This is a genomic window from Enterococcus sp. DIV2419, from assembly GCF_051711865.1.
GTDB lineage: Bacteria > Bacillota > Bacilli > Lactobacillales > Enterococcaceae > Enterococcus > Enterococcus faecalis.
Genome location: NZ_JBIONS010000001.1, coordinates 1,416,812 through 1,439,057 on the forward strand (window position 1 = coordinate 1,416,812; position 22,246 = coordinate 1,439,057).

21 protein-coding genes and 1 pseudogene are annotated in these 22,246 nt (G+C 37.0%); 19 read left to right on the forward strand and 3 right to left on the reverse strand.

Annotation, left to right across the window (positions count from 1 at the left end):
- The first annotated feature begins 3 nt into the window (after positions 1 to 3).
- From phoU to IGI97_RS06605, 4 genes are all read left to right on the forward strand, one after another.
- Positions 4 to 681: a phosphate signaling complex protein PhoU gene (phoU, locus tag IGI97_RS06590; protein WP_002357304.1), complete on the forward strand. Its 678-nt coding sequence runs from the start codon at positions 4 to 6 to the stop codon at positions 679 to 681.
- A gap of 208 nt (positions 682 to 889) precedes the next feature.
- Entirely contained in the window at positions 890 to 2,491 is a 1,602-nt protein-coding gene (gene liaX, locus IGI97_RS06595; RefSeq protein WP_010712521.1) for a daptomycin-sensing surface protein LiaX, read from the forward strand.
- 74 nt (positions 2,492 to 2,565) lie between these two features.
- A complete protein-coding gene (locus IGI97_RS06600) occupies positions 2,566 to 2,889 on the forward strand; it encodes a PspC domain-containing protein (protein ID WP_002357306.1) in 324 nt (107 codons plus the stop codon).
- The gene (locus IGI97_RS06605; protein ID WP_002357307.1) at positions 2,889 to 3,245 is read left to right on the forward strand and encodes a phage holin family protein; all 357 of its coding nucleotides are present in this window, start codon (positions 2,889 to 2,891) and stop codon (positions 3,243 to 3,245) included. Before IGI97_RS06600 ends, IGI97_RS06605 begins: the two co-directional genes overlap by 1 nt.
- A gap of 34 nt (positions 3,246 to 3,279) precedes the next feature.
- Here the strand turns inward: IGI97_RS06605 and IGI97_RS06610 are convergent, their stop codons facing one another.
- Positions 3,280 to 4,242 (reverse strand): GIY-YIG nuclease family protein, encoded by a 963-nt coding sequence (locus IGI97_RS06610; protein WP_002361928.1) that lies wholly within the window; start codon positions 4,240 to 4,242, stop codon positions 3,280 to 3,282.
- Positions 4,243 to 4,451: 209 nt separating this feature from the next.
- Between IGI97_RS06610 and hprK the strand changes: the two genes are divergently transcribed.
- The 6 genes from hprK (at position 4,452) to IGI97_RS06640 (ending at position 9,449) form a co-directional block, all read left to right on the forward strand.
- The gene (gene hprK / locus IGI97_RS06615) at positions 4,452 to 5,387 is read left to right on the forward strand and encodes an HPr(Ser) kinase/phosphatase (protein WP_002357309.1); all 936 of its coding nucleotides are present in this window, start codon (positions 4,452 to 4,454) and stop codon (positions 5,385 to 5,387) included.
- 17 nt (positions 5,388 to 5,404) lie between these two features.
- A complete protein-coding gene (gene lgt, locus IGI97_RS06620; RefSeq protein WP_002381830.1) occupies positions 5,405 to 6,238 on the forward strand; it encodes a prolipoprotein diacylglyceryl transferase in 834 nt (277 codons plus the stop codon).
- Positions 6,239 to 6,306: 68 nt separating this feature from the next.
- A complete protein-coding gene (locus IGI97_RS06625; protein ID WP_010825287.1) occupies positions 6,307 to 7,329 on the forward strand; it encodes an NAD(P)H-dependent glycerol-3-phosphate dehydrogenase in 1,023 nt (340 codons plus the stop codon).
- Between the two features lie 11 nt (positions 7,330 to 7,340).
- On the forward strand, positions 7,341 to 8,237 hold the full coding sequence (gene galU, locus IGI97_RS06630) for a UTP--glucose-1-phosphate uridylyltransferase GalU (protein WP_002357314.1): 897 nt from the start codon (positions 7,341 to 7,343) through the stop codon (positions 8,235 to 8,237).
- A gap of 177 nt (positions 8,238 to 8,414) precedes the next feature.
- On the forward strand, positions 8,415 to 8,846 hold the full coding sequence (locus tag IGI97_RS06635; RefSeq protein WP_002357316.1) for a DUF948 domain-containing protein: 432 nt from the start codon (positions 8,415 to 8,417) through the stop codon (positions 8,844 to 8,846).
- Between the two features lie 15 nt (positions 8,847 to 8,861).
- A complete protein-coding gene (locus tag IGI97_RS06640; RefSeq protein ID WP_379896945.1) occupies positions 8,862 to 9,449 on the forward strand; it encodes a YtxH domain-containing protein in 588 nt (195 codons plus the stop codon).
- Positions 9,450 to 9,569: 120 nt separating this feature from the next.
- Here the strand turns inward: IGI97_RS06640 and IGI97_RS06645 are convergent, their stop codons facing one another.
- Positions 9,570 to 10,673, reverse strand: a complete 1,104-nt coding sequence (locus IGI97_RS06645; protein WP_002377253.1) for an aminopeptidase P family protein — start codon at positions 10,671 to 10,673, stop codon at positions 9,570 to 9,572.
- A 214-nt stretch (positions 10,674 to 10,887) separates the two neighbouring features.
- On the opposite strand from IGI97_RS06645, the gene ccpA reads away from it, so the two are divergent.
- Positions 10,888 to 11,889, forward strand: a complete 1,002-nt coding sequence (ccpA, locus tag IGI97_RS06650) for a catabolite control protein A (protein ID WP_002357319.1) — start codon at positions 10,888 to 10,890, stop codon at positions 11,887 to 11,889.
- Between the two features lie 104 nt (positions 11,890 to 11,993).
- Here the strand turns inward: ccpA and IGI97_RS06655 are convergent, their stop codons facing one another.
- Positions 11,994 to 14,402 carry a transglycosylase domain-containing protein gene (locus IGI97_RS06655; RefSeq protein WP_202242589.1) on the reverse strand — a complete coding sequence of 803 codons (2,409 nt, stop codon included), beginning with the start codon at positions 14,400 to 14,402 and terminating at the stop codon, positions 11,994 to 11,996.
- 184 nt (positions 14,403 to 14,586) lie between these two features.
- Between IGI97_RS06655 and tyrS the strand changes: the two genes are divergently transcribed.
- From tyrS to IGI97_RS06695, 8 genes and pseudogenes are all read left to right on the forward strand, one after another.
- Positions 14,587 to 15,849, forward strand: a complete 1,263-nt coding sequence (tyrS, locus tag IGI97_RS06660) for a tyrosine--tRNA ligase (RefSeq protein ID WP_002357324.1) — start codon at positions 14,587 to 14,589, stop codon at positions 15,847 to 15,849.
- Between the two features lie 4 nt (positions 15,850 to 15,853).
- Positions 15,854 to 16,034, forward strand: a pseudogene (locus IGI97_RS06665) (hypothetical protein).
- Complete coding sequence (locus IGI97_RS06670) at positions 16,031 to 16,693, forward strand: YdeI/OmpD-associated family protein (RefSeq protein ID WP_002361915.1); 663 nt, start codon at positions 16,031 to 16,033, stop codon at positions 16,691 to 16,693. Before IGI97_RS06665 ends, IGI97_RS06670 begins: the two are co-directional and overlap by 4 nt.
- On the forward strand, positions 16,693 to 17,160 hold the full coding sequence (locus IGI97_RS06675; protein WP_002378382.1) for a DUF1801 domain-containing protein: 468 nt from the start codon (positions 16,693 to 16,695) through the stop codon (positions 17,158 to 17,160). Before IGI97_RS06670 ends, IGI97_RS06675 begins: the two co-directional genes overlap by 1 nt.
- Before the next feature lie 10 nt (positions 17,161 to 17,170).
- Positions 17,171 to 18,064 carry a deoxyribonuclease IV gene (locus IGI97_RS06680; protein ID WP_002357396.1) on the forward strand — a complete coding sequence of 298 codons (894 nt, stop codon included), beginning with the start codon at positions 17,171 to 17,173 and terminating at the stop codon, positions 18,062 to 18,064.
- Positions 18,065 to 18,257: 193 nt separating this feature from the next.
- Positions 18,258 to 18,476, forward strand: a complete 219-nt coding sequence (locus IGI97_RS06685) for a YneF family protein (protein WP_002357397.1) — start codon at positions 18,258 to 18,260, stop codon at positions 18,474 to 18,476.
- Between the two features lie 197 nt (positions 18,477 to 18,673).
- Positions 18,674 to 20,425 carry an ABC transporter ATP-binding protein gene (locus IGI97_RS06690; protein ID WP_142666467.1) on the forward strand — a complete coding sequence of 584 codons (1,752 nt, stop codon included), beginning with the start codon at positions 18,674 to 18,676 and terminating at the stop codon, positions 20,423 to 20,425.
- Positions 20,425 to 22,209: an ABC transporter ATP-binding protein gene (locus IGI97_RS06695; RefSeq protein WP_438738259.1), complete on the forward strand. Its 1,785-nt coding sequence runs from the start codon at positions 20,425 to 20,427 to the stop codon at positions 22,207 to 22,209. Before IGI97_RS06690 ends, IGI97_RS06695 begins: the two co-directional genes overlap by 1 nt.
- The last annotated feature ends 37 nt before the right edge of the window (positions 22,210 to 22,246 follow it).

The window sequence follows — 22,246 nt, forward strand, 5'->3', positions numbered from 1 at the left end:
AGAATGTTACGGACACAATTTGAAGAAGAACTATTAAATCTGCACAATCAATTTTATGAAATGGGTATGATGGTTAGTAGTGCCGTCCATAAATCCGTGAAAGCATATATTAATCATGATAAAAAATTGGCTCAAGAAGTGATTGATCGCGATATTGAAATTAATGATATGGAAGTCAAACTTGAGAAAAAGAGTTTTGAAATGATTGCGTTACAACAACCAGTGACAACAGACTTACGTATGATTATCACTGTTATGAAAGCTAGTTCGGATTTAGAAAGAATGGCGGACCATGCCGTTTCAATTGCTAAATCAACGATTCGCTTAAAAGGAGAAACACGTATTCCTGAAATCGAAAAAGAAATTTCAGATATGTCTGATTATGTGAAAAAAATGGTGGATAATGTTTTAATCGCCTATGTTAAAACGGATCAAAAAGATGCACGAATGATTGCACAAATGGATGATCGTACTAATGAATATTTCGATAGTATTTACAAACATGCCGTAGAAGCAATGAAAGCTAATCCAGAAACGGTCATTAGCGGAACTGATTATCTACATGTGGCACAATACTTGGAAAGAATTGGCGACTATGTCACAAATATTTGTGAGTGGATTGTTTACTTGGCAACTGGTAAAATTACCGAATTGAATAGTAATCGTGATGAACAATTTTAAGAAAAACAAATAAAAAAAACTAGGAGACGGCCTTTTTTAGACCAATTCCTAGTTTTTTTAGCGTAAAATGAGCTGATTTTATAAAACTAGTCCTTACTAATGAGAAGAAATCGTTCTTAAGTCCTATGACAAATGATCAAAAACAAGGCATAATAATGCATGTAAGGAAAACACTATTGAGTGAAAATTTGCTAAGGAGGCAATATCCATGAAAGAAAGAGAACGCGTATTAGAATTAGTGAAAAAAGGTATTCTAACGTCAGAAGAAGCGTTAATTTTATTAGAAAATATGGCAACTGAAAAAGATGAAAAACAAATCGAAAAAGCTGCTGAAAAAGTCGATACACAAAATATTGGAACAACAAATAAAGAAGATCAAGTCGCAGATTTAATGGATGCATTAGAAAAAGGCGAATCAGAAGGACCTACTGTTGATTCGTTTGAAGAAAATACACAGGACAGTGCAGAAAAAGATCGTGAAAACTTAGAAAGAATTCTTGATGAGTTAGCAACAAAAGCCAATCGTGCTTCGGCTGAATTGGACGAAGTCAACGCAGAAATTGCCGGCATCAAAGAAGAAATTAAAGAAGTCGCAGAAGAAATTGGAACATTAGATACAAAAGAAGAATTAGATGCATTAACAGAAGATGAACAAGTTCAACGAAAAGACTTGCACGTTTTACTTGCACAATTAGAAGAAAAATTAGCGACTCAAAGTACTGAAAAAACAGCACTGGAAGAAGAACTAAAAAACATTCGCAAAGAACAATGGAAAGGTCAATGGAATGATACAAAAGAAAAAGTTTCTTCTCAATTCTCTGAAGAGTGGAAAGATCAAGCCGCAGACACCTTTAACCAAGTCGGCGGCAAAGTTGCCGAAGTTGGCGGCCAAGTGGGAGAATTCTTGAAAAAAACATTTAATTCTTTCAGTGACACCATGAATGATAATGTGGAATGGAAAGACATTAAAATGAAAGTTCCTGGTGTGGCAACAACTAAGTTTGAACATGAGTTTAATTATCCAAATCCACAAGCAAGTTTAATTGATGTCAAGGTAGCAAATGGTACCGTGGTTTTCAAAACTTGGGATCAAGAAGATGTGAAAGTCGAAGCAAAAATCAAATTATATGGTAAAATGGCAGGAGATTCACCAATGGAAGCTTTCTTAGAACGAAGTGACATTGATGTGGATGATGAAACAATTTCTTTCCAAGTGCCAAACAAACGGGTGAAAGCAGATTTAACGTTCTATTTACCAAAACGCACTTACGATCATGTATCTGTTAAATTATTAAACGGAAATGTCTTAGTAGAAGAGTTAACAGCGAAAGATGTTTACACAAAATCAACGAATGGGACGATTACGTTTAAAAAAATTGATGCAACTATGTTAGAAATTGAAGGCGTGAATGGTGAAATTAAAGTCTTAGAAGGAACGATTTTAGATAACATTATTGAAACAGTCAATGGTGATGTGTCTATTTCCGCGGCACCAGAAAGTCTAAGTGTTTCTCTGATTAATGGAGATATCCGCATTACAGCTAAAGAAAAAACGCTTCGCCGTGTTGAAGCAAGCTCTGCAAATGGGAATATCAAGTTGGCCTTGCCAAATGACTTAGGCGTTGAAGGGCAAGTGAAAACTAATTTAGGTAGTATTAACAGCCGTTTAACAGATATTGAAGTTGTTCGTGAAAAGAAAGATCGCGGCAATCAACAATTACATTTTAGACGTGTACTGGAAGAATCAATGGCTCAAATTAATGCTTCTACAACAACGGGAAGTATTTTCCTAAAAGATACGGATAAATAATTAATAATTTTAAGCTAGATGGGCTGACGAATCAGCCTTTCTAGTGTAAAATTTAGTAGACGAGGTGAAAACATATGAAAAGAAAACTAACAAAATCTCCGAATAACGTGGTTTTAACAGGAAGCTTAGCTGGGATTGCTGATTGGCTAGGAATTGACCCAACAATTATTCGTGTCGTTTATGTCTTGCTCAGCTTTTTCTCAGCAGGATTTCCAGGCATTCTCTTATACATTGCCTTAGCAGTCTTGATCCCTTCTGGAAGAACAGGAAGCGATCGCGGCTACGGCCATCAAAATCCTTATAATAGAAATGTTCGCAATGAAAATCCTTATGCTGCCAATAAAAAGCAACGTAAAGAAGCGGAAAAAATTGATGATGACGAATGGAGTGACTTTTAATGACATATTTTCAGCGATTGGTTGTTAATACACTGACGTTCATTTCTTTATCAGTTGTTTTTCCTGGCATGATTCATGTGAGAGGCATAATGCCTGCAATTATTGCCGCCTTTGTTCTCTCAATCCTAAATATGTTGGTGAAACCAGTCTTAACAATCTTGTCGCTCCCATTTACTTTATTAACGTTTGGTCTATTTAGCTTTGTTGTCAATGCAGCGATTTTACAAATGACCTCGTTTTTTGTGGGGGAAATGAACTTTGGCTTCTCAAGTTTTTGGGCAGCGGTGCTAATGGCTGTAATTATGTCAATTGTCAATACGATCGTTACGGATCACAATTTATCTAAATATGAATAAAAAAGCCTGAAGAACGTAGCATAAAATGCGTTCTTCAGGCTTTTTCGATGGTTAAATTTTCTAGGTGACATTCTGGATGGCGGCTGATATAGCCATATAAAATGTTTAAAAAATCAACTTGTTGCTTTGAGTAATGCTCAATTGTTTTCGGTGGTTTTTTAGGCATGATTTTTTTTGCTAGTTCAAGCGATGAATATTTTTGAAACGTTTGTTTAGTTACAACACGTGTTGCTACCACCAAGCCTTGGTAAATTAAATAGTATTTGATTTTTTTCTGACAAGGTAACCACATCAGTTGCCAATCTCGTTGGTTAGCTTGACTAATTCGTTGATTTTGGTTTGCAAAGCGTGTCAGAAAGAGCCAATCTTCTTTGAGTTTTGCCGCTTTTTCGAAGGCTTGTTTTTCAGCAGCCTCTTGCATTTGTTGAGCAATTCGTTTGATTGGTTCTCGTCCTTGATTATGGAAAAAGTCGAACAATTCTTGTTGAAATAGTTCGGTCGGAATGGCACTCTCTTTTTGAAAGGTTTGATGCCAATAGTTGGTTGGGACGAGATCGTAGATACTATCCAAAATTATTTTTAAACGGTTTAATTTTCGACGAATCGAATAAGGACCAAAACAGTTCTCTTTAGTGGGAATATTTAAGAGTTTAATCTCTAATTGCCGCTCATTAACGGCTACCGATACATAAGAATATTGTTCATAAGCATTCATTTGGCGATTGTAACGCGGCCGATACTGTTGAATCAGTTGACATTCTAGGAGGAGCGCATCCAATTCTGTGTCAGTATGGAGAACATCGAAGTCTATAATTTGTTTGACTAAACGCATCGTCTTTCGAGAATGTTGATTACTATTAATAAAATAGCTCGACACGCGATTTTTTAATTTTTTGGCTTTACCCACATAAATAATTGTGTCGGTTGCGTCTTTCATTAAATAAACACCCGGTGTTAACGGTAATTGATGGGCTTTTTCCTTTAAATATTCTTTCATAAGTTTCCTCTTTTCTTAAAAGGATCGGCTTCAAGTATACAAAGTTTTCTGAAATAGTCAAGTAACAGAAATAGCATAGATAATTTCATTGAAAAATAGTTTCATTTTTTTGAAATATGATAATTCTAGGAATTATCTAGTGAATAGCTAGAAACTTGTATTTTTAAATGATAAAATATAACAAGTAGCAGAAAGGACTGACATTCGATATGACAGAAGTGGTAAAGATTTATCAACTGGTAGAAAATCTTTCTTTAGAAGTAGTATACGGAGATGAAGAAAGCTTAAATAGAACGATTAAAACTGGTGAAATTTCCCGGCCAGGTTTAGAATTAACTGGGTATTTTAATTATTATTCCCATGACCGTTTACAATTATTTGGGAGCAAAGAAATTACCTTTGCAGAACGAATGATGCCTGAAGAGCGTTTATTAGTGATGCGCCGTTTATGTGCGAAAGATACTCCAGCCTTTATAGTATCCAGAGGACTAGAAATCCCCGAAGAATTAATTACAGCAGCAAAAGAAAATGGGGTTTCTGTATTACGTTCACCGATTTCAACTTCCCGTTTACTAGGGGAACTATCCAGTTATTTAGATGGTCGTTTAGCTGTTCGGACAAGTGTCCATGGGGTTTTAGTTGATGTTTATGGACTTGGTGTTTTGATTCAAGGAGATAGCGGTATTGGTAAAAGTGAAACAGCTTTAGAGCTTATTAAACGTGGACATCGGCTAATCGCAGACGATCGTGTCGATGTTTATCAGCAAGATGAATTAACCGTGGTTGGAGAGCCACCAAAAATTTTGCAGCATTTAATTGAAATTCGTGGTATCGGAATTATTGACGTCATGAACCTGTTTGGAGCTAGTGCGGTCCGCGGCTTTATGCAAGTTCAATTGGTCGTTTATTTAGAGGCATGGGAAAAAGACAAGAAATATGATCGTCTTGGTAGTGATGATGCAATGGTTGAAATAGCTAACGTTGATGTCCCTCAGATTCGCATTCCTGTTAAGACTGGCCGAAATGTGGCCATTATTATTGAAGTGGCAGCAATGAACTTCCGCGCGAAAACAATGGGCTATGATGCAACAAAAACGTTTGAAGAGCGCTTAACCCGTTTAATTGAAGAAAATTCAGGAGAATAGAAGGAGAAGATGTGATGATGTTAGCTCAAGTAAATTCAATTGCATTTCGCCTTTTCGGTATTCCCGTCTATTGGTATGCAATTATTATTGTTTCAGGGATTGCTTTAGCTGTTTGGCTAAGTAGTCGTGAAGCCGTTCGTGTTGGTTTAAAAGAAGATGATGTCTTTGACTTTATGCTCTGGGGATTACCTGCAGCAATTGTTGGCGCGCGCTTGTATTACGTCGCTTTTCAATGGCAAGATTATGTAGACAATCCGATTGAAATTTTCTTTACTCGAAATGGTGGCTTAGCGATTTATGGTGGTCTTATTGGTGGGGGACTGGCGCTGTTTTTCTTTACACGTCATCGTTTCATTTCTACATGGACTTTTTTAGATATTGCCGCACCAAGTGTGATTTTAGCGCAAGCAATTGGTCGTTGGGGCAACTTTATGAATCATGAAGCCTATGGGCCAGCGACCACCAGACAATTTTTAGAAAATCTCCATTTACCAACGTTTATTATTGATAACATGAATATCAACGGAACGTATCATCAACCAACATTTTTATATGAATCTGTCTGGAATGTTTTAGGCTTTATCGTTTTAGTGTTATTACGTAAAAAGCCACACTTTTTAAAAGAAGGCGAAGTCTTTTTAGGTTATATAATATGGTATTCTTTCGGCCGCTTCTTCATCGAAGGGTTACGGATGGACAGTTTGTATGCGTTTAGTAACATTCGTGTCTCACAATTGTTGTCTTTAGTGATGTTCGTGGCAGCAATTGTTATTGTGATCGTTCGTAGAAGAAATCCCAATTTGAAATTTTACAATCGGGAGAAACAAAAGAAAAAAATAACAACTTCTTAATCCAACTTGATCGAAGAATATGGTAAACTAAAGAAGTAACGTTGTTTAGCGAAAGGAGAGTTTCACCGATGAAACAAAAAGTCGCTGTTTTAGGTCCAGGTTCCTGGGGGACAGCTTTAGCTCAAGTATTAGCCGAAAATGGACACGAGGTCTGTATTTGGGGAAATAAACCAGAGCAAATCGATGAAATAAATACAAAACACACCAACAAACATTATTTACCAGAATTAATCTTACCTACTTCAATTCAGGCAACCACTGATTTAGCCACTGCTTTAGTAGATGTTGATGCGGTACTGTTTGTGGTACCAACTAAAGCCATTCGTTCAGTAGCACAAGAAGTGGCCCAACATTTAAAAACAAAACCAATTATTATTCATGCAAGTAAAGGGCTTGAACAAGGTACACATAAGCGGATTTCAGAAGTGATAGCGGAAGAGATTCCAGCAGAAAAACGGCAAGGGATTGTGGTTTTATCTGGTCCAAGCCATGCAGAAGAAGTCGCTGTTCATGACATTACAACCATTACAGCAGCAAGCGAAAATTTAGCAGAAGCTGTGTATGTGCAAGAGTTGTTTATGAATGATTACTTTAGAATTTATACGAATGATGATGTGATTGGTGTAGAAACAGGGGCGGCCTTAAAAAATATTATTGCTTTGGGCGCCGGAGCGATTCATGGCTTAGGCTTTGGTGATAATGCCAAAGCGGCAATTATGACTCGTGGTTTAGCAGAAATTAGTCGTTTAGGGGTTGCGATGGGAGCAAACCCATTAACATTTATTGGTTTAAGTGGTGTTGGGGATTTAATTGTTACTTGTACAAGTGTCCATTCTCGAAATTGGCGTGCAGGTAATTTATTAGGAAAAGGCCATAAGTTAGATGAAGTCTTAGAAAACATGGGCATGATTGTGGAAGGTGTTTCAACAACTAAAGCAGCCTATGAATTGGCACAACAATTAGAAGTCGAAATGCCAATCACAGAAACCATCTACAATGTCTTGTACAATGACGAAGATGTACAACAAGCAGCAAAAGAAATCATGTTGCGCGATGGCAAAACCGAAAACGAATTTACACTTGATTTTTAGGAGGAAAAAAGATGAAAGTTAAAAAGGCAGTTATTCCAGCAGCTGGGTTAGGAACACGTTTCTTGCCGGCTACCAAAGCAATGGCAAAAGAAATGTTACCGATTGTTGATAAACCAACGATTCAATTTATTGTAGAAGAAGCACTAGCTTCAGGAATCGAAGATATTTTAATTGTGACAGGCAAAGCCAAACGTCCGATTGAAGATCATTTTGATTCAAATGTTGAATTAGAAAATAATTTAAAAGAAAAAAATAAAACCGATTTATTGAAATTAGTCGAAGAAACAACGGATGTTAATTTACATTTTATTCGTCAATCCCATCCGAAAGGCTTAGGACACGCTGTTTTACAAGCGAAAGCATTTGTTGGCAATGAACCTTTTGTCGTGATGTTAGGCGACGATTTAATGGAAGATAAAGTGCCATTAACGAAACAATTAATGGATGATTACGAACAAACACATGCTTCGACAATTGCGGTAATGAAAGTACCCCATGAAGATACTTCAAAATATGGTATTATCAACCCAGAAAAAGAAATCGAAAAAGGACTATACAATGTCGAGAACTTTGTTGAAAAACCAAAACCCGAGGAAGCACCAAGTGATTTAGCGATTATCGGCCGTTATTTATTAACCCCTGAAATTTTTGATGTACTTGAAAATCAAAAACCAGGCGCTGGTAACGAAATTCAGTTAACAGATGCGATTGACACTTTAAATAAAACACAACGCGTTTTTGCTCGTGAGTTTAAAGGAGAACGTTACGACGTTGGCGATAAATTTGGGTTTATGAAAACAAGCATTGAATATGGTTTGACTCATCCAGAAGTAAAAGATAATTTACGAGAATACATTATTAATTTAGGTGCTCAATTAGCGAAAAAAGAGCAACCAAAAGAAAAATAAATAAAAATAAGCGTAAAATTTCAATTCGTTAGAAGGAAATTTTACGCTTATTTTCTTAAAGAAAAGGGCATGAGAATTTTATAAAATAAATTGTCATTCTTAGCTTTATGAGTTGTGAAAAATATAAGTTGGTGTTATCCTAAGATTATAAATAAAATTTCAGAGGGGAGTAATGATATGTCAGGTGGGGAAATTGCTGCCTTAATTGCAGCGGTAGCATTTGTTGTTTTAGTCATCTTTTTAGTACTTGTGTTATATAAAGTTTCTCAAGTTGTTTCAAAAATTGAAGATACAATTGATGAAACAAATACAACAATCAAAGTCGTGACTAGCGATGTGAATGTATTGAGTCGCCAAGTGGAAGGCTTGCTTGTTAAAAGTAATGAACTATTAACAGATGTGAATCAAAAAGTGGCAACGATTGATCCGTTGTTTACGGCCGTTGCTGATTTAAGCGAAAGTGTCTCTGAATTGAACACCTCAAGTAAACATTTGATTACGAAGGTAGGAACCGTAGGGAAAGGCACAGCGAAAGCTGGTTTAGTGAGTAAAGTAGGCGGTTCTGCTTTTAGAGCAATGCGTTCAAAAAATAAAAAAACAAATAACTAATTGGAGGAGATTTTTATGGCTAAAAAAGGCGGATTTTTCTTAGGAGCAGTAATTGGTGGAACAGCAGCAGCCGTTGCCGCATTATTACTTGCACCAAAATCAGGTAAAGAATTACGTGATGATTTATCAAATCAAACAGATGATTTAAAAAACAAAGCGCAAGATTACACAGATTATGCTGTTCAAAAAGGAACAGAATTAACAGAAATCGCAAAACAAAAAGCCGGCGTTTTATCAGATCAAGCCTCTGATTTGGCAGGTTCTGTCAAAGAAAAAACAAAAGATTCATTGGATAAAGCACAAGGTGTTTCTGGCGACATGCTTGATAACTTTAAAAAACAAACAGGTGATTTATCTGATCAATTTAAAAAAGCAGCTGACGATGCTCAAGATCACGCGGAAGATCTAGGTGAAATTGCTGAAGATGCAGCAGAAGATATCTATATTGACGTTAAAGATTCTGCGACAGCAGCCAAAGAAACTGTTTCTGCTGGTGTCGATGAAGCAAAAGAAACCACCAAAGATGTTCCTGAAAAAGCTGCAGAAGCAAAAGAAGATGTTAAAGATGCAGCGAAAGACGTAAAAAAAGAATTTAAAGGGTAACAAGCGTTTAGCTTATGAAAGTTAGCAACGGATCGTGTTGCTTTTGTTCAGCGGCTTACCTTAAAATTTAGAAATGAGGCCATCAGTCCGGTTGACTGATGGCCTCATTTTATTTTTATGCTATTCAATAATTTGCAATTCTTTGGTTGTCTTAGTGAATGGTTCGGAGCCTGTTTTCGTTACGTGTAAACAATCTTCAATACGAACGCCTACTTTTCCAGGAATGTAAATACCGGGCTCAATAGAGAAACACATACCTTCTTCAATGACTAAATCATTGCCATGAACCAGCGATGGGTATTCATGGACAGTGGTTCCAATGCCATGGCCTAAGCGATGGTTAAAGTATTCACCATAACCAGCTTTTGTGATTACACCTCGAGCAATATCATCTAATTCGCCTGCTGTAACACCAGGTTTCACCGCTTCAGTTGCTGCTAATTGTGCTTCTAAGACAATTCCATAAATTTCTTTTTGGAAATCAGAAGGTTCCAAGTAGCTGACTGTTCGTGTGGCATCACTACAATAGCCATTATGAACGACACCTAAATCAAATAACACTAAGTCATGGGGCTCAATTTTTGTTTCGCCAGGTACCCCGTGAGGACTAGCTCCGTTTTTTCCTGTTAAGACTAACGTATCAAAACTCATCGAGCGAATACCTTGACGTTTTAATTGATACTCGATTTCTGCAACAATTTCTTGTTCCGCAACGCCTGCTTGAATTGCTTTGAAGCCAATCTCAAAAGCGACATCCGCCCAACTACCAGCTTCTAGTAAACGTTGAATTTCAGGTTCTGTTTTAATTAATTGAAGTTTTTCAATTAAAGGCGTAACATCATGCGAAAAATCGCTAGCTGGGAAATAGGTTTTCAATTGATCAAAACGAGCTAAAGAAAGAGCTTGTTTTTCTAAAGCAAAGCGTGGTGTGCCTTGTGTTCGTTTATTTAATAAAGCCGCAATTTTTTTCCAAGGATTTTCGCTATCTAAATAACCATAAACGGGATAAGTCCAACTACTATTTTCGGCATCTTCGACTTCCAATGCAGGTGTAAATAAAAATGATTGATCGTCCGCAGCGATAAACAAAGCTAACACGCGCTCATGAGGTTCGCTTTCGTAACCGGAAAAGTAAGCGATATGACCAGGATCACTAATATAAGTGAAGTCAATCTTTTCTTGGTGCATCCAATTTTTTAAATCGGCAATTTTTTCTTGATTCATAAAACATCCTTCTTTCTTTTATTCTGAAGTGAATCACAGTACTATCATAACATGAAATGACAAAAAGTTCCTTTTGAAATGGAAAGTAAATTTTCATGAAAAAACGATAAAACGGTTGCAAAAATAGAAGAATTTTGATATTCTAGGCTAGGAAAGAAATGTAAACAGTGTTTTCAGAAAATGAGAACAAATTCATATTTATAGGAGAAGAAACATGGAAAAACAAACAATTACAATTTATGATGTTGCTAGAGAGGCAAATGTATCTATGGCTACTGTTTCTCGTGTTGTCAATGGTAATCCCAATGTAAAACCAGCAACGCGTAAAAAAGTCTTAGAAGTGATTGATCGCTTAGATTACCGTCCTAACGCAGTCGCACGTGGTTTAGCAAGTAAAAAAACGACAACAGTGGGTGTTATTATTCCAGATGTTAGTAATGCATTTTTTGCTTCATTAGCACGTGGCATTGACGACGTGGCTACAATGTATAAATACAATATCATTTTAGCTAATTCAGATGGAGACGATCAAAAAGAAGTTACTGTATTAAACAATTTACTTGCCAAGCAAGTAGATGGGATTATCTTTATGGGTCATCGCATTACAGATGATATTCGTGGTGAATTTTCACGTTCAAAAACACCTGTTGTCTTAGCAGGTTCAATTGATCCAGACGAACAAGTCGGTAGCGTTAATATTGATTACACAGAAGCAACGAAAGATGCAACAGCGACTTTAGCGAAAAATGGGAACAAAAAAATTGCTTTTGTTAGTGGTGCATTAATCGATCCAATTAATGGTCAAAACCGGATGAAAGGCTACAAAGAAGCTTTAGCGGAAAATGGCTTATCTTATAATGAAGGCTTAGTTTTTGAATCTGAATATAAATTTAAAGCAGGCATTAATTTGGCTGAGCGTGTCCGTAATAGTGGGGCAACTGCTGCCTTTGTTACAGATGATGAGCTAGCAATTGGCTTATTAGATGGGATGCTAGATGCTGGTGTGAAAGTTCCAGAAGAATTTGAAATCATTACAAGCAATAACTCATTGCTTACAGAAGTCTCTCGTCCACGTCTATCAAGTATTACACAACCTTTATATGATATCGGTGCCGTGTCAATGCGCTTATTAACAAAACTAATGAACAAAGAAGAAATTGAAGAAAAAACAGTTGTTTTACCTTATGGAATTGATCAAAAAGGTTCAACAAAATAAATTGAATTAAACGGCTAAACTAAGAGCGTTAACTCTTAGTTTAGCCGTTTTTTGATACCTAAAAATGAGCCAGAAAACGTATTTTTCTGGCTCATTTTAGAGAGTTAATTATTGTTCTTTTTATTATCGTTGTTTTTATTGTTGTTGTTATTATTTGTAGTGGCACGTGGAGCAAGATTTCCCCAGTAAGAAGCGTAATTGCTGTCTGTTCCACCGATCCCAAATTTATAGGTACTTTGTGGTGCACCATCTTTGGCATAGTATGAAGTCGTTGTTTTGCCAGGTGTATTGAACTTGGCACCATTATAGGTAATTGAGCCAGGTTTTTCACCAGTAAATTCAGAAACTTTTGATTTAATGACACTTGGGTCTAATTCAAATTTTTGACCAATGCCAAACAATTCTGGATTCGCATAGTACAGCGCGTTGGCTAAGTTCGCCATATAATTCCCATTATTGTCGCCGCTGGTCATCGTCATTGGCGCTGGTAGATCATGTCCTGCCCAAGAACTTAGTGTCACAGTTGGGGTAGAGACAATCAGCCATGAATCTTTATAGTCATCAGTTGTCCCAGTTTTTCCGACCCAATCAGCACTAGCTAAATGAGGATTCAAGCCAGCTAACGTTGGTTTGAATTTTGTTGTATTCGCAGAATCCACCACTGAGCGCAACAAGTCATTCATGATAGAAGCGGTCGCCGGTGAATAAACTTGCGTTCCTTCATCTTTGTGTTCGTAGACTACATGTCCGCTATTGTCTGTAATTTTTTCAATCATGTAGGCTTTTTGATATTTACCTTTGTTAGCAAGTGCTTGGAAACCGTTTGTTTGAGTTACAACATTTGTTTCTACTGGACCCAATGGCGCAGATTCGTAAGCCCAAGCATCTGAAGCTGGATAGTTCATTTTACTTAAGTAGTGATTGTAAGAAAAATTATCATCACCTTTTTTCTTTTTCAATTCTTCATTTACATGATACACAGGGATGTTAAAAGACCAATTTAACGCATTTCGAACGGTTACAAATTGATTTAAATCCACAGTTGTTGAGTTAGCAAAAGGAGTGCCATCTGAATAAGTAGTCGTGTAGTTGGCCAGACGACTTTCAGAACCAATGAGTCCTTGATCAATCGCAGGGCCATAGACAGAAATTGGTTTAATCGTAGAACCAACTTGACGATCGGCATTAAAGGCATGGTTGTTTTGATTAATATCGAAGTTTCTACCGCCGATAAAACCGAGGATACGACCAGTAGCGTTATCCATTAAAATATTGCCAGTTTCAATCATTGTATTCCCATTGACATCTGCAGTGCCATCATCAAGCAAATAACCATAATTTGCGACAGCGGTTTGCATCGTGTTGTAAATGTTCTGATCAATGGTTGATTGGATTGTATAGCCTTGCGACTGGATTTCGCGACGTGCTTGTTCTTCATATTGATCTAAACCAACTTGATCTAAATCATCACGATTAACTTTAGCTTTTTTCATATCTAAATCCATGACAATCTCAACTGCTTTATCTAACACCGTGTAGTATAGATAGCCTTCTGTATTGACATTGGCCTGTTCAGTTGGTAAAAAGTCTTTTTTCAAGTCGTAAGCTTTGGCTTCTTCATATTCCTTTTGCGAAATAGCTTTTTCTCGGTACATACTGAAAAGAACAAAATCTTTTCTCTTCATTCCTAAAGACAAATCGTCTTTCAAGGCACCAGTGTTAGTGTAGGGCGTGTAAACAATGGGACTTTGGGGAAGTCCTGCGATAAAGGCCGCTTGAGGAAGATTCAAGTCCTTGGCACTTTTACCAAAGAGTCCTTTGGCTGCTTCTTCCACGCCTGCAATATTTTCACCTTTGTTATTACGACCAAAAGGGGAGACATTTAGATAAGTTGTCACGATTTCGTCCTTAGAAAAGTATTTTTCAATACGTAAAGCTAATAAAATTTCGTTGGCTTTACGTTTAAAAGTCGTTTCGTCAGTTAAAATCTGTTGCTTTACCAATTGTTGAGTCAATGTTGAACCACCAGAAGAACCGCCGATACCTGTCGCATCAGAAATCAACGCTCGAACTAGCGCTTTTGGTACTACCCCATGATGTTCTTCAAAATATTCATCTTCTGTTGAAATAATGGCTTTTTTTAGCAATGGAGACATTTGATCGCCATTAATTCGTGTCCGAATTAAATCTGACTTGATGTTAGCAATCGGAGTACCATCTGCGTAAGTCATTTTTGACACTTCGGTAATATCACTGATTTCTTTTTGCAATTCTTCCTTCGTTGGGGGCTGTGTATCTTCAACTAGAAAAGCAAAATAGCCCATTCCGATACCTAAGCCAAGAGAGCCACCTAAGACAATCAGAATAACCCCAAAAACCACTAATGACTGAAAAACGCGAATAATGACATTTAAAATAAGTAAAAAGACATTGCCGCCAGAAGAGGTCGTTGGTTTTTGCTTATTGTTACTTGAATTATTTTTCAAAAGCTTCACCTCAATAAAATGATACATTCTGTGTTATTATAGCAAAAAAAAGCTTCTATGAATAGTTTCTACACCAATTGCCATTTTTTGTTGAAAAAACTTAAGAGAAAATAGGGAAATCTCATTTTTTGACTTTTCAAGTGTGACAGAATCGGTTACTATGAATAGGGGAATTTGATCTATTATTATGTTTTACTATAGGAGGAAAATCATGAATTCAGCTTTTTTTGAAGAATTAAAAGCCCGTGGGTTGGTCTACCAAGTCACAGATGAAGAAGCCTTACAAAAACAATTAAATGAAGAATCTGTTAAATTATATATCGGCTTTGATCCAACGGCAGACAGTTTACACATCGGGCATCTACTGCCAATTCTCATGTTACGTCGTTTCCAACAAAATGGTCATGTGCCCATTGCTTTAGTTGGTGGCGGAACAGGCATGATTGGTGATCCATCATTCAAAGATGCAGAACGTAGTTTAAACACACTTGATACAGTGAAAGCTTGGTCTGAAAGTATTAAGGGCCAGTTGTCACGTTTTATCGATTTTGAAGATGAAAAAAATCCAGCGATTCTAGCAAATAACTATGATTGGCTTGGAGAGCTTTCATTAATTGATTTCTTACGTGATGTTGGAAAAAACTTTACAATTAACTATATGATGAGTAAAGAAAGCGTGAAACGCCGAATCGAAACAGGAATTTCTTATACTGAATTTGCGTATCAATTATTACAAGCGTATGATTTCTTGAAATTGTACGAAACAGAAGGCTGTTTATTGCAATTAGGCGGCAGTGATCAATGGGGAAACATTACTTCAGGGATTGAATTATTACGCCGAGAACAAGAAGTTCAAGGATTTGGCTTAACTATGCCTTTAATTACAAAAGCAGATGGTACCAAATTTGGTAAAACAGAAGGAAACGCAGTTTGGTTAGATGCGGAAAAAACTTCGCCATATGAATTTTATCAATTCTGGATTAACACAGATGATCGTGATGTCGTGAAATTCTTGAAATACTTTACTTTCTTAACATTGGATGAAATTGCAACAATTGAAGAAGAATTTACAGCGAACCCAGGTCAACGTGCTGCGCAAAAAGCGTTAGCCAAAGAAGTTACTACTTTAGTCCACGGTGAAGCAGCCTATCATCAAGCGGTTAAAATTTCAGAAGCTTTATTCAGCGGGGATATCCAAAGCTTAACAGCAGAAGAAATTAAACAAGGCTTTAAAGATGTACCAACGTATGAGGTGCAACCAGAGGATCAATTAAGTTTAGTCGACTTATTAGTTACCTCAAAAATAGAACCATCCAAACGTCAAGCCCGTGAAGATGTTCAAAATGGAGCGATTTACGTCAATGGAGAACGTAGACAAGATTTAGCAGCTGAATTGACAGAAACTGATAAAATCGAAGGACAATTTACTGTGATTCGTCGCGGTAAGAAAAAATATTTCTTGTTAAAATACTAAAAAAATGAAAGCTTGGGACGAAGGTCGTTTAGACAACAGGTTCCAAGCTTTCGCTTTTAAAAAAGATAAATTGGGATTAATTCTGTTACAAAAAAACTCTTTTTTACTATTGGGCATATTCAATTACAGATAACTTGTGCTATGCTAGAATAAAAAGTGCAGTCGCTATAAGGAGTAGGTTATGAAATCAATTGTCGAAAAGTTAAACTTAACGAAGTATCAGCACCCAGTTATTTTAAATAGACCACAGGCAGAGTATCTATCTGAATTTGCTTCAGCCGCGCAGCAATTACCCTCAGAACCAGTTGAGCTGATTTTTGCATTTGTAAAAACGATGGCGGAATTTCAAGAGATTGTTTCAATGGTGATTGAAGGTCAACATTTAGTAGAAAATGGGTTGTTATATGTGGCTTATCCGAAAAAAGGCAATAAAATGTATCCAACTTTTGTCCACCGAGATGAAATTTTTCCAACATTACAAGTAAACGAGGCAGATGGGTATATTAAAGGCTCAACCTTAAAATTTAATCGCATGGTTAGTTTAGATGAGACTTTTACGGTTGTCGGCATGAAGAATGTTCTTAAAAAGCCAGCGAAGAATCAGACCAGTTCTGCTGTTGGGGATTATGTTCAATATTTACCAGAAATTGAAGCGTTGGTACAAACAGAACCAGCTGCTGCAGCGACATTCGCTGCATTAACGCCTGGTTATCAAAAAGAGTGGGCGCGGTATGTATTTAGTGCAAAGCGAGCGGAGACACGGAAAAAGCGGCAAACTGAAATGTTAGTCATTTTAAAAGAAGGCTATAAAACCAAAGCTCTTTATCAGCAAAGGAAGAAATAATGGCGCAGTCAATTGAAACAGTTACAGCATACATCGAAACAGTTGAACCAAAATGGCGAATTGCTTATCAGCAAGTATTAGATGTCGTTTCGCAAAATTTGCCAGCAGGATTTGAATTAACGATGCAATATGGCATGCCAACCTTTGTTGTGCCGCTTTCAGTATTTCCAGAAGGCTATCTTAACCGTGGTGATGAACCGTTACCATTTATCAGCTTAGGCGCTACTAAAAGGCAAGTAGCTTTATATCACATGGGATTAATGGGAAATGAAGCCGTCCGAAGTTGGTTTCAAGAAGCCTATCAGGAACAAGTGTCAACAAAGCTAAACATGGGGAAAAGTTGTCTTCGCTTCACTAATCCTAAGCGAATACCCTATGAACTAATTGGCGAATTAGTAACAAAAATCACGCTAGAAGAATGGCTGCAACAGTATCAACACTACCAAAAGAAAAAGAAGAATTATTAGGAGGAACCACATGTTATTAGGATCACACGTTAGTATGAGTGGCAAGAAAATGCTATTAGGCTCTGCCGAGGAAGCGGCTAGTTATGGCTCAACAACCTTTATGATTTATACAGGTGCGCCACAAAACACGCGCCGGAAACCGATTGAAGAAATGAATATTGAAGCTGGGCAAGCTTTTATGAAGGAACACAATTTAAGTAATATCGTCGTTCATGCCCCGTATATTATTAATTTAGGTAATACAATTAAAACGGAAAATTTCGGTTTTGCCGTAGACTTTTTGCGTCAAGAAATTGAGCGAGCACAAGCGTTGGGAGCAACGCAAATCACGTTACACCCAGGTGCGCATGTTGGTGCAGGTCCAGAAGCCGGCATCAAACAAATTGTTAAAGGTCTAAACGAAGTCTTGTGGAAAGAGCAAATCCCTCAAATCGCTTTAGAAACAATGGCTGGTAAAGGAACCGAAATCGGCCGTACGTTTGATGAACTAGCTGCGATTATTGACGGAGTTACGCTAAATGATAAACTTTCTGTCACTCTGGATACTTGCCACATTAATGATGCAGGGTATAATGTAAAAGATGATTTTGATGGCGTATTAGTTGAATTTGATAAAATTATCGGATTGGATCGTTTAAAAGTTATTCATGTGAATGATTCTAAAAATCCTATGGGCTCACATAAAGATCGTCATGCCAATATTGGCTTTGGCACTATTGGTTTTGAAGCTTTAAACGGTGTGGTTCACCATGAAAAATTAACTGCTTTACCAAAAATTTTAGAAACACCTTATGTCGGAGAAGACAAAAAAAATAAAAAGGCCCCTTACGGCTTTGAAATTGCGATGTTAAAAAATCAAACATTTGATCCAGAATTATTAGAAAAAATTCAAGGACAAAACTAAAGCAACAATCGCTCTTAAAGGTCCTATTGACATTTAAGAGCGTATATTTTTGACTTTTAATCACTATTTTGCAAAAAAATCAGACTTTTTTCATTATTTAAGAGAAATCCCGCAAAAAGAACTTTTCTTTTTTTGCTATTTCTAGTAAAATAATTCATTGAGAGCAAAACTATACGGAGAGGAGAGAGTTTCAATGGCAACAGGTTGGGTAGTATTAATCGCAGTAATCGCTTTATTAGTAGGCGCTGCAGGGGGCTTTTTCCTTGCACGCAAATATATGCAAGATTATTTCAAAAAAAATCCTCCCGTTAATGAGGATATGTTACGCATGATGATGGCATCAATGGGTCAAAAACCGTCAGAGAAAAAGGTTAGACAAATGATGCAACAAATGAAAAACCAAGGAAAATAGTAAAGGTTATTCAGGTAATCATGAATAAGTGTAAAAACGGGCTGATTTTCAGTCCGTTTTTTTGTTGTTTTGCGGGAGAATAGGATAATCTAGGAGGAAAAGAGCGAGACGTTTAATCAAAAACAACAATAACGAAGAAACCTTCTAGCTCGAAAGTAGTCTTCGTAGAACAACAAAGTAAAAGGAGGGACAACTGAATGTCCATATTCAAAAAATTAGGCTGGTTTTTTAAGCAAGAGAAAAAAAGTTATATTATTGGGGTTTTCTCATTAATGATGGTCGCTCTTGTTCAATTAGTCCCGCCCAAAGTTATTGGCGTCGTTGTAGATGAAATCGTTAACAAAGAAATTCGCTTAACGAAAATTATCGTGTGGGTTGCACTCTTGATTGGTGCTGGGCTTGCCCAATATCTTTTTCGCTATATTTGGCGGATGCATATTTGGGGGAGTGCCGCTCGTTTGGAAAAAGAGCTACGGACTCAATTATTTCATCATTTCACAAAAATGGATAGCATCTTTTATCAGAAATATCGGACAGGTGACTTGATGGCGCATGCAACCAATGATTTAAATGCCATCCAAAATGTGGCTGGAGCTGGGATTTTAACGTTTGCCGACTCTGTGATTACGGGAGGAACAACGATTATCGCAATGATTCTATTTGTCGATTGGCGCTTAACATTAATTGCTTTATTACCGCTGCCTTTATTAGCCGTCACTTCACGAGTTTTAGGTTCTAAGTTGCATGATGCCTTTCGAGATTCACAAGCTGCTTTTTCAGCGATTAATGATAAAACACAAGAAAGTATCACTGGAATTAAAGTCATTAAAACATTTGGGCAAGAAAAAGAAGATCTTGCTGATTTTACAGAGAAAATTGATGATGCTATCGTCAAAAATAAACGAACGAACTTTTTAGATGCACTGTTTGATCCTTTTATTACGCTGATTATTGGTGTTTCTTATGTTTTGACAATTATTATTGGTGGTCGTTTCATCATGGAAGGAACGATTAGTTTAGGTCAGTTGGTCTCTTTCATTGCCTATATTGGGATGCTAGTTTGGCCAATGTTTGCAATTGGGCGCTTATTTAATGTGTTAGAACGTGGGAATGCTAGTTACGATCGTGTGAACGAATTATTACATGAAAAAACGCATATTATCGAACGAAAAGATGCCATCAAAACAATGGCGCAAGGAACAATTTCAATGAAGATTGATTCTTTTTCTTATCCAAAAGAAGAGGCAGTGGCGTTGGAAAATATCCAATTTTCGTTGCAAGAAGGAGAAACTTTGGGGATTGTTGGCAAAACAGGCGCTGGTAAAACCACTATTTTGAAGTTGTTGATGCGTGAATATGACCAATACCAAGGAACGATTTCCTTTGGAAAACATAACATTAAAAATTACACATTAGATGCATTGATGGGTGCAATGGGGTACGTGCCACAGGACCATTTTCTCTTTTCCATGACGGTACGAGATAACATTCGTTTTGCTAAACCACACTTGGAACAAGCAGCAGTTGAACAAGCGGCAGCATTAGCATTTATTAACCAAGAAATTAAAGCATTCCCTGAAGGCTATGACACAATGGTTGGGGAACGTGGCGTTTCGCTTTCTGGAGGACAAAAACAACGGATTTCTATTGCACGGGCCTTGATTGTTGAACCAGAATTGTTAATTTTAGACGATGCCTTATCTGCAGTCGATGCGAAGACTGAAGAGGCGATTTTATCAAATCTAAAAGAAACGCGCCAAGAAAAAACCACTATCATTACAGCGCATCGTTTAAGTAGTGTCATGCATGCCAAAGAAATCTTAGTGTTGGATGAAGGGAAAATTATTGAACGGGGGACGCATCAAGAGTTACTGGCTCAGAAGGGTTGGTATCAGCGGATGTGGGAAAAACAGCAATTAGAAGCGAAAATTGAAGGGAGTGAGAGTTAATGGAAGAAAAGTATCAATCCGAATGGTCCAGAGAGTTACCGCTGAAAGAACAATTAACGATTGTTCAGCGTTTGTTTCGTTTTGCCAAACCGTTTCGACGCATGTTCTACACAGCTATTCTCTTTGCATTTGGCTTATCAATTATCAATATTCTTTTGCCTAGAGTCATTCAAGTTTTTATGGATAATTATTTAACGCCTAAAACTGCTACAATGCAAGTGATTCTAACTTTTGCTGCTATTTATTTTTTTGGTGTCATTGTCAAAAGTATTGTTTGGTTTTTCCAATGGTATTTGTATTCGATGGCTTCTTTAAAAACGTATCAATATATACGAGTGAAATTATTTGAAAAATTACACACTTTAGGTATGCGTTATTTTGATCAAACACCAGCGGGTTCGACGGTGTCTCGTGTTACAAATGACACAGAAACATTGTTTGAATTCTGGTATGTATTCCTAATGGTGATTACAGGAATTTTTGCCGTAATCTCGTCATTTTTTGCAATGTTTCAACTCAGTCCAAAAATTTCATTTTATTGTCTAATTTTCTTGCCAATTTTATTAGTTGTGATTTGGTATTACCAAAAATTTAGTTCAAAATTATATCGCAGTATGCGGGAAAAATTAAGTCAATTAAACACCAAACTAAATGAATACATCTCTGGGATGCAAATCATTCAACAATTTCGCCAAGAAAAGCGTTTGGAAAAAGAATTTGAGGAAACCAATGATGATTATTTAAAAACACGAGTAGCAATGATTCGTATGAATTCGTTATTATTAAGTCCCATCATTAATTTGTTGTATACGTTGGCGATTGCATTGGCCTTAACTATGTTTGGCATCGATGCTTTAGATTCTCCTGTAGAAGCGGGGATGATTTATGCTTTTGTAACGTATGTCCAAGCTTTTTTTAATCCGATGACACAAATGATGGACTTCCTAAGTATCTTTACAGATGGGATTGTCGCAGGTAGTCGTATTTTAAAAATTATGGATACGGAAGAATTAACGCCGCAACAATCAGTAGGTGCGAATGGGGAAATTATTCGCGGGAAAATTGAATTTCGCAATGTTACTTTTTCTTATGACGGCAAAAACGAAGTATTGAAAAATATTAGCTTTGTTGCAAATCCCGGGGAAACCATCGCTTTAGTCGGTCATACAGGAAGTGGTAAAAGTTCAATTATTAATGTACTCATGCGTTTCTATGAATTTTATGAAGGGCAGATTTTAATTGATAATCGTGACATTCGTGATTTTCCAATGACAGAATTACGGGAAAAGATGGGCTTAGTATTACAGGACGCTTTCATGTTTTATGGAGATATTGCTGGAAATATCCGTTTACTGAATCCCAATATTACAGATGAGCAAATTAAACAGGCTGCGGAATTTGTTCAGGCAGATAAATTTATTCACACGTTACCCAATACCTATCATGCGAAAGTCATTGAACGAGGAGCGAGTTATTCTAGCGGACAACGTCAATTAATTTCGTTTGCACGAACGATTGTGACTGATCCCAAAATTTTAGTTTTAGATGAAGCAACCGCTAATATTGATACAGAAACAGAAGGATTGATTCAAGAAGGATTAGCCAAAATGCGTCAAGGGAGAACGACAATTGCGATTGCGCATCGCCTTTCGACGATTCGTGATGCAAACTTGATTTTAGTTTTAGACAAAGGGCAGATTGTAGAACGAGGAACGCACGAAACGTTACTTGCAGAAGGTGGCCTTTATGCGGATATGTATCAGTTACAAAGTACGGAAGTTTAACGTAACAACAGAAAGAGTTAAATAACCCAAACAAAGG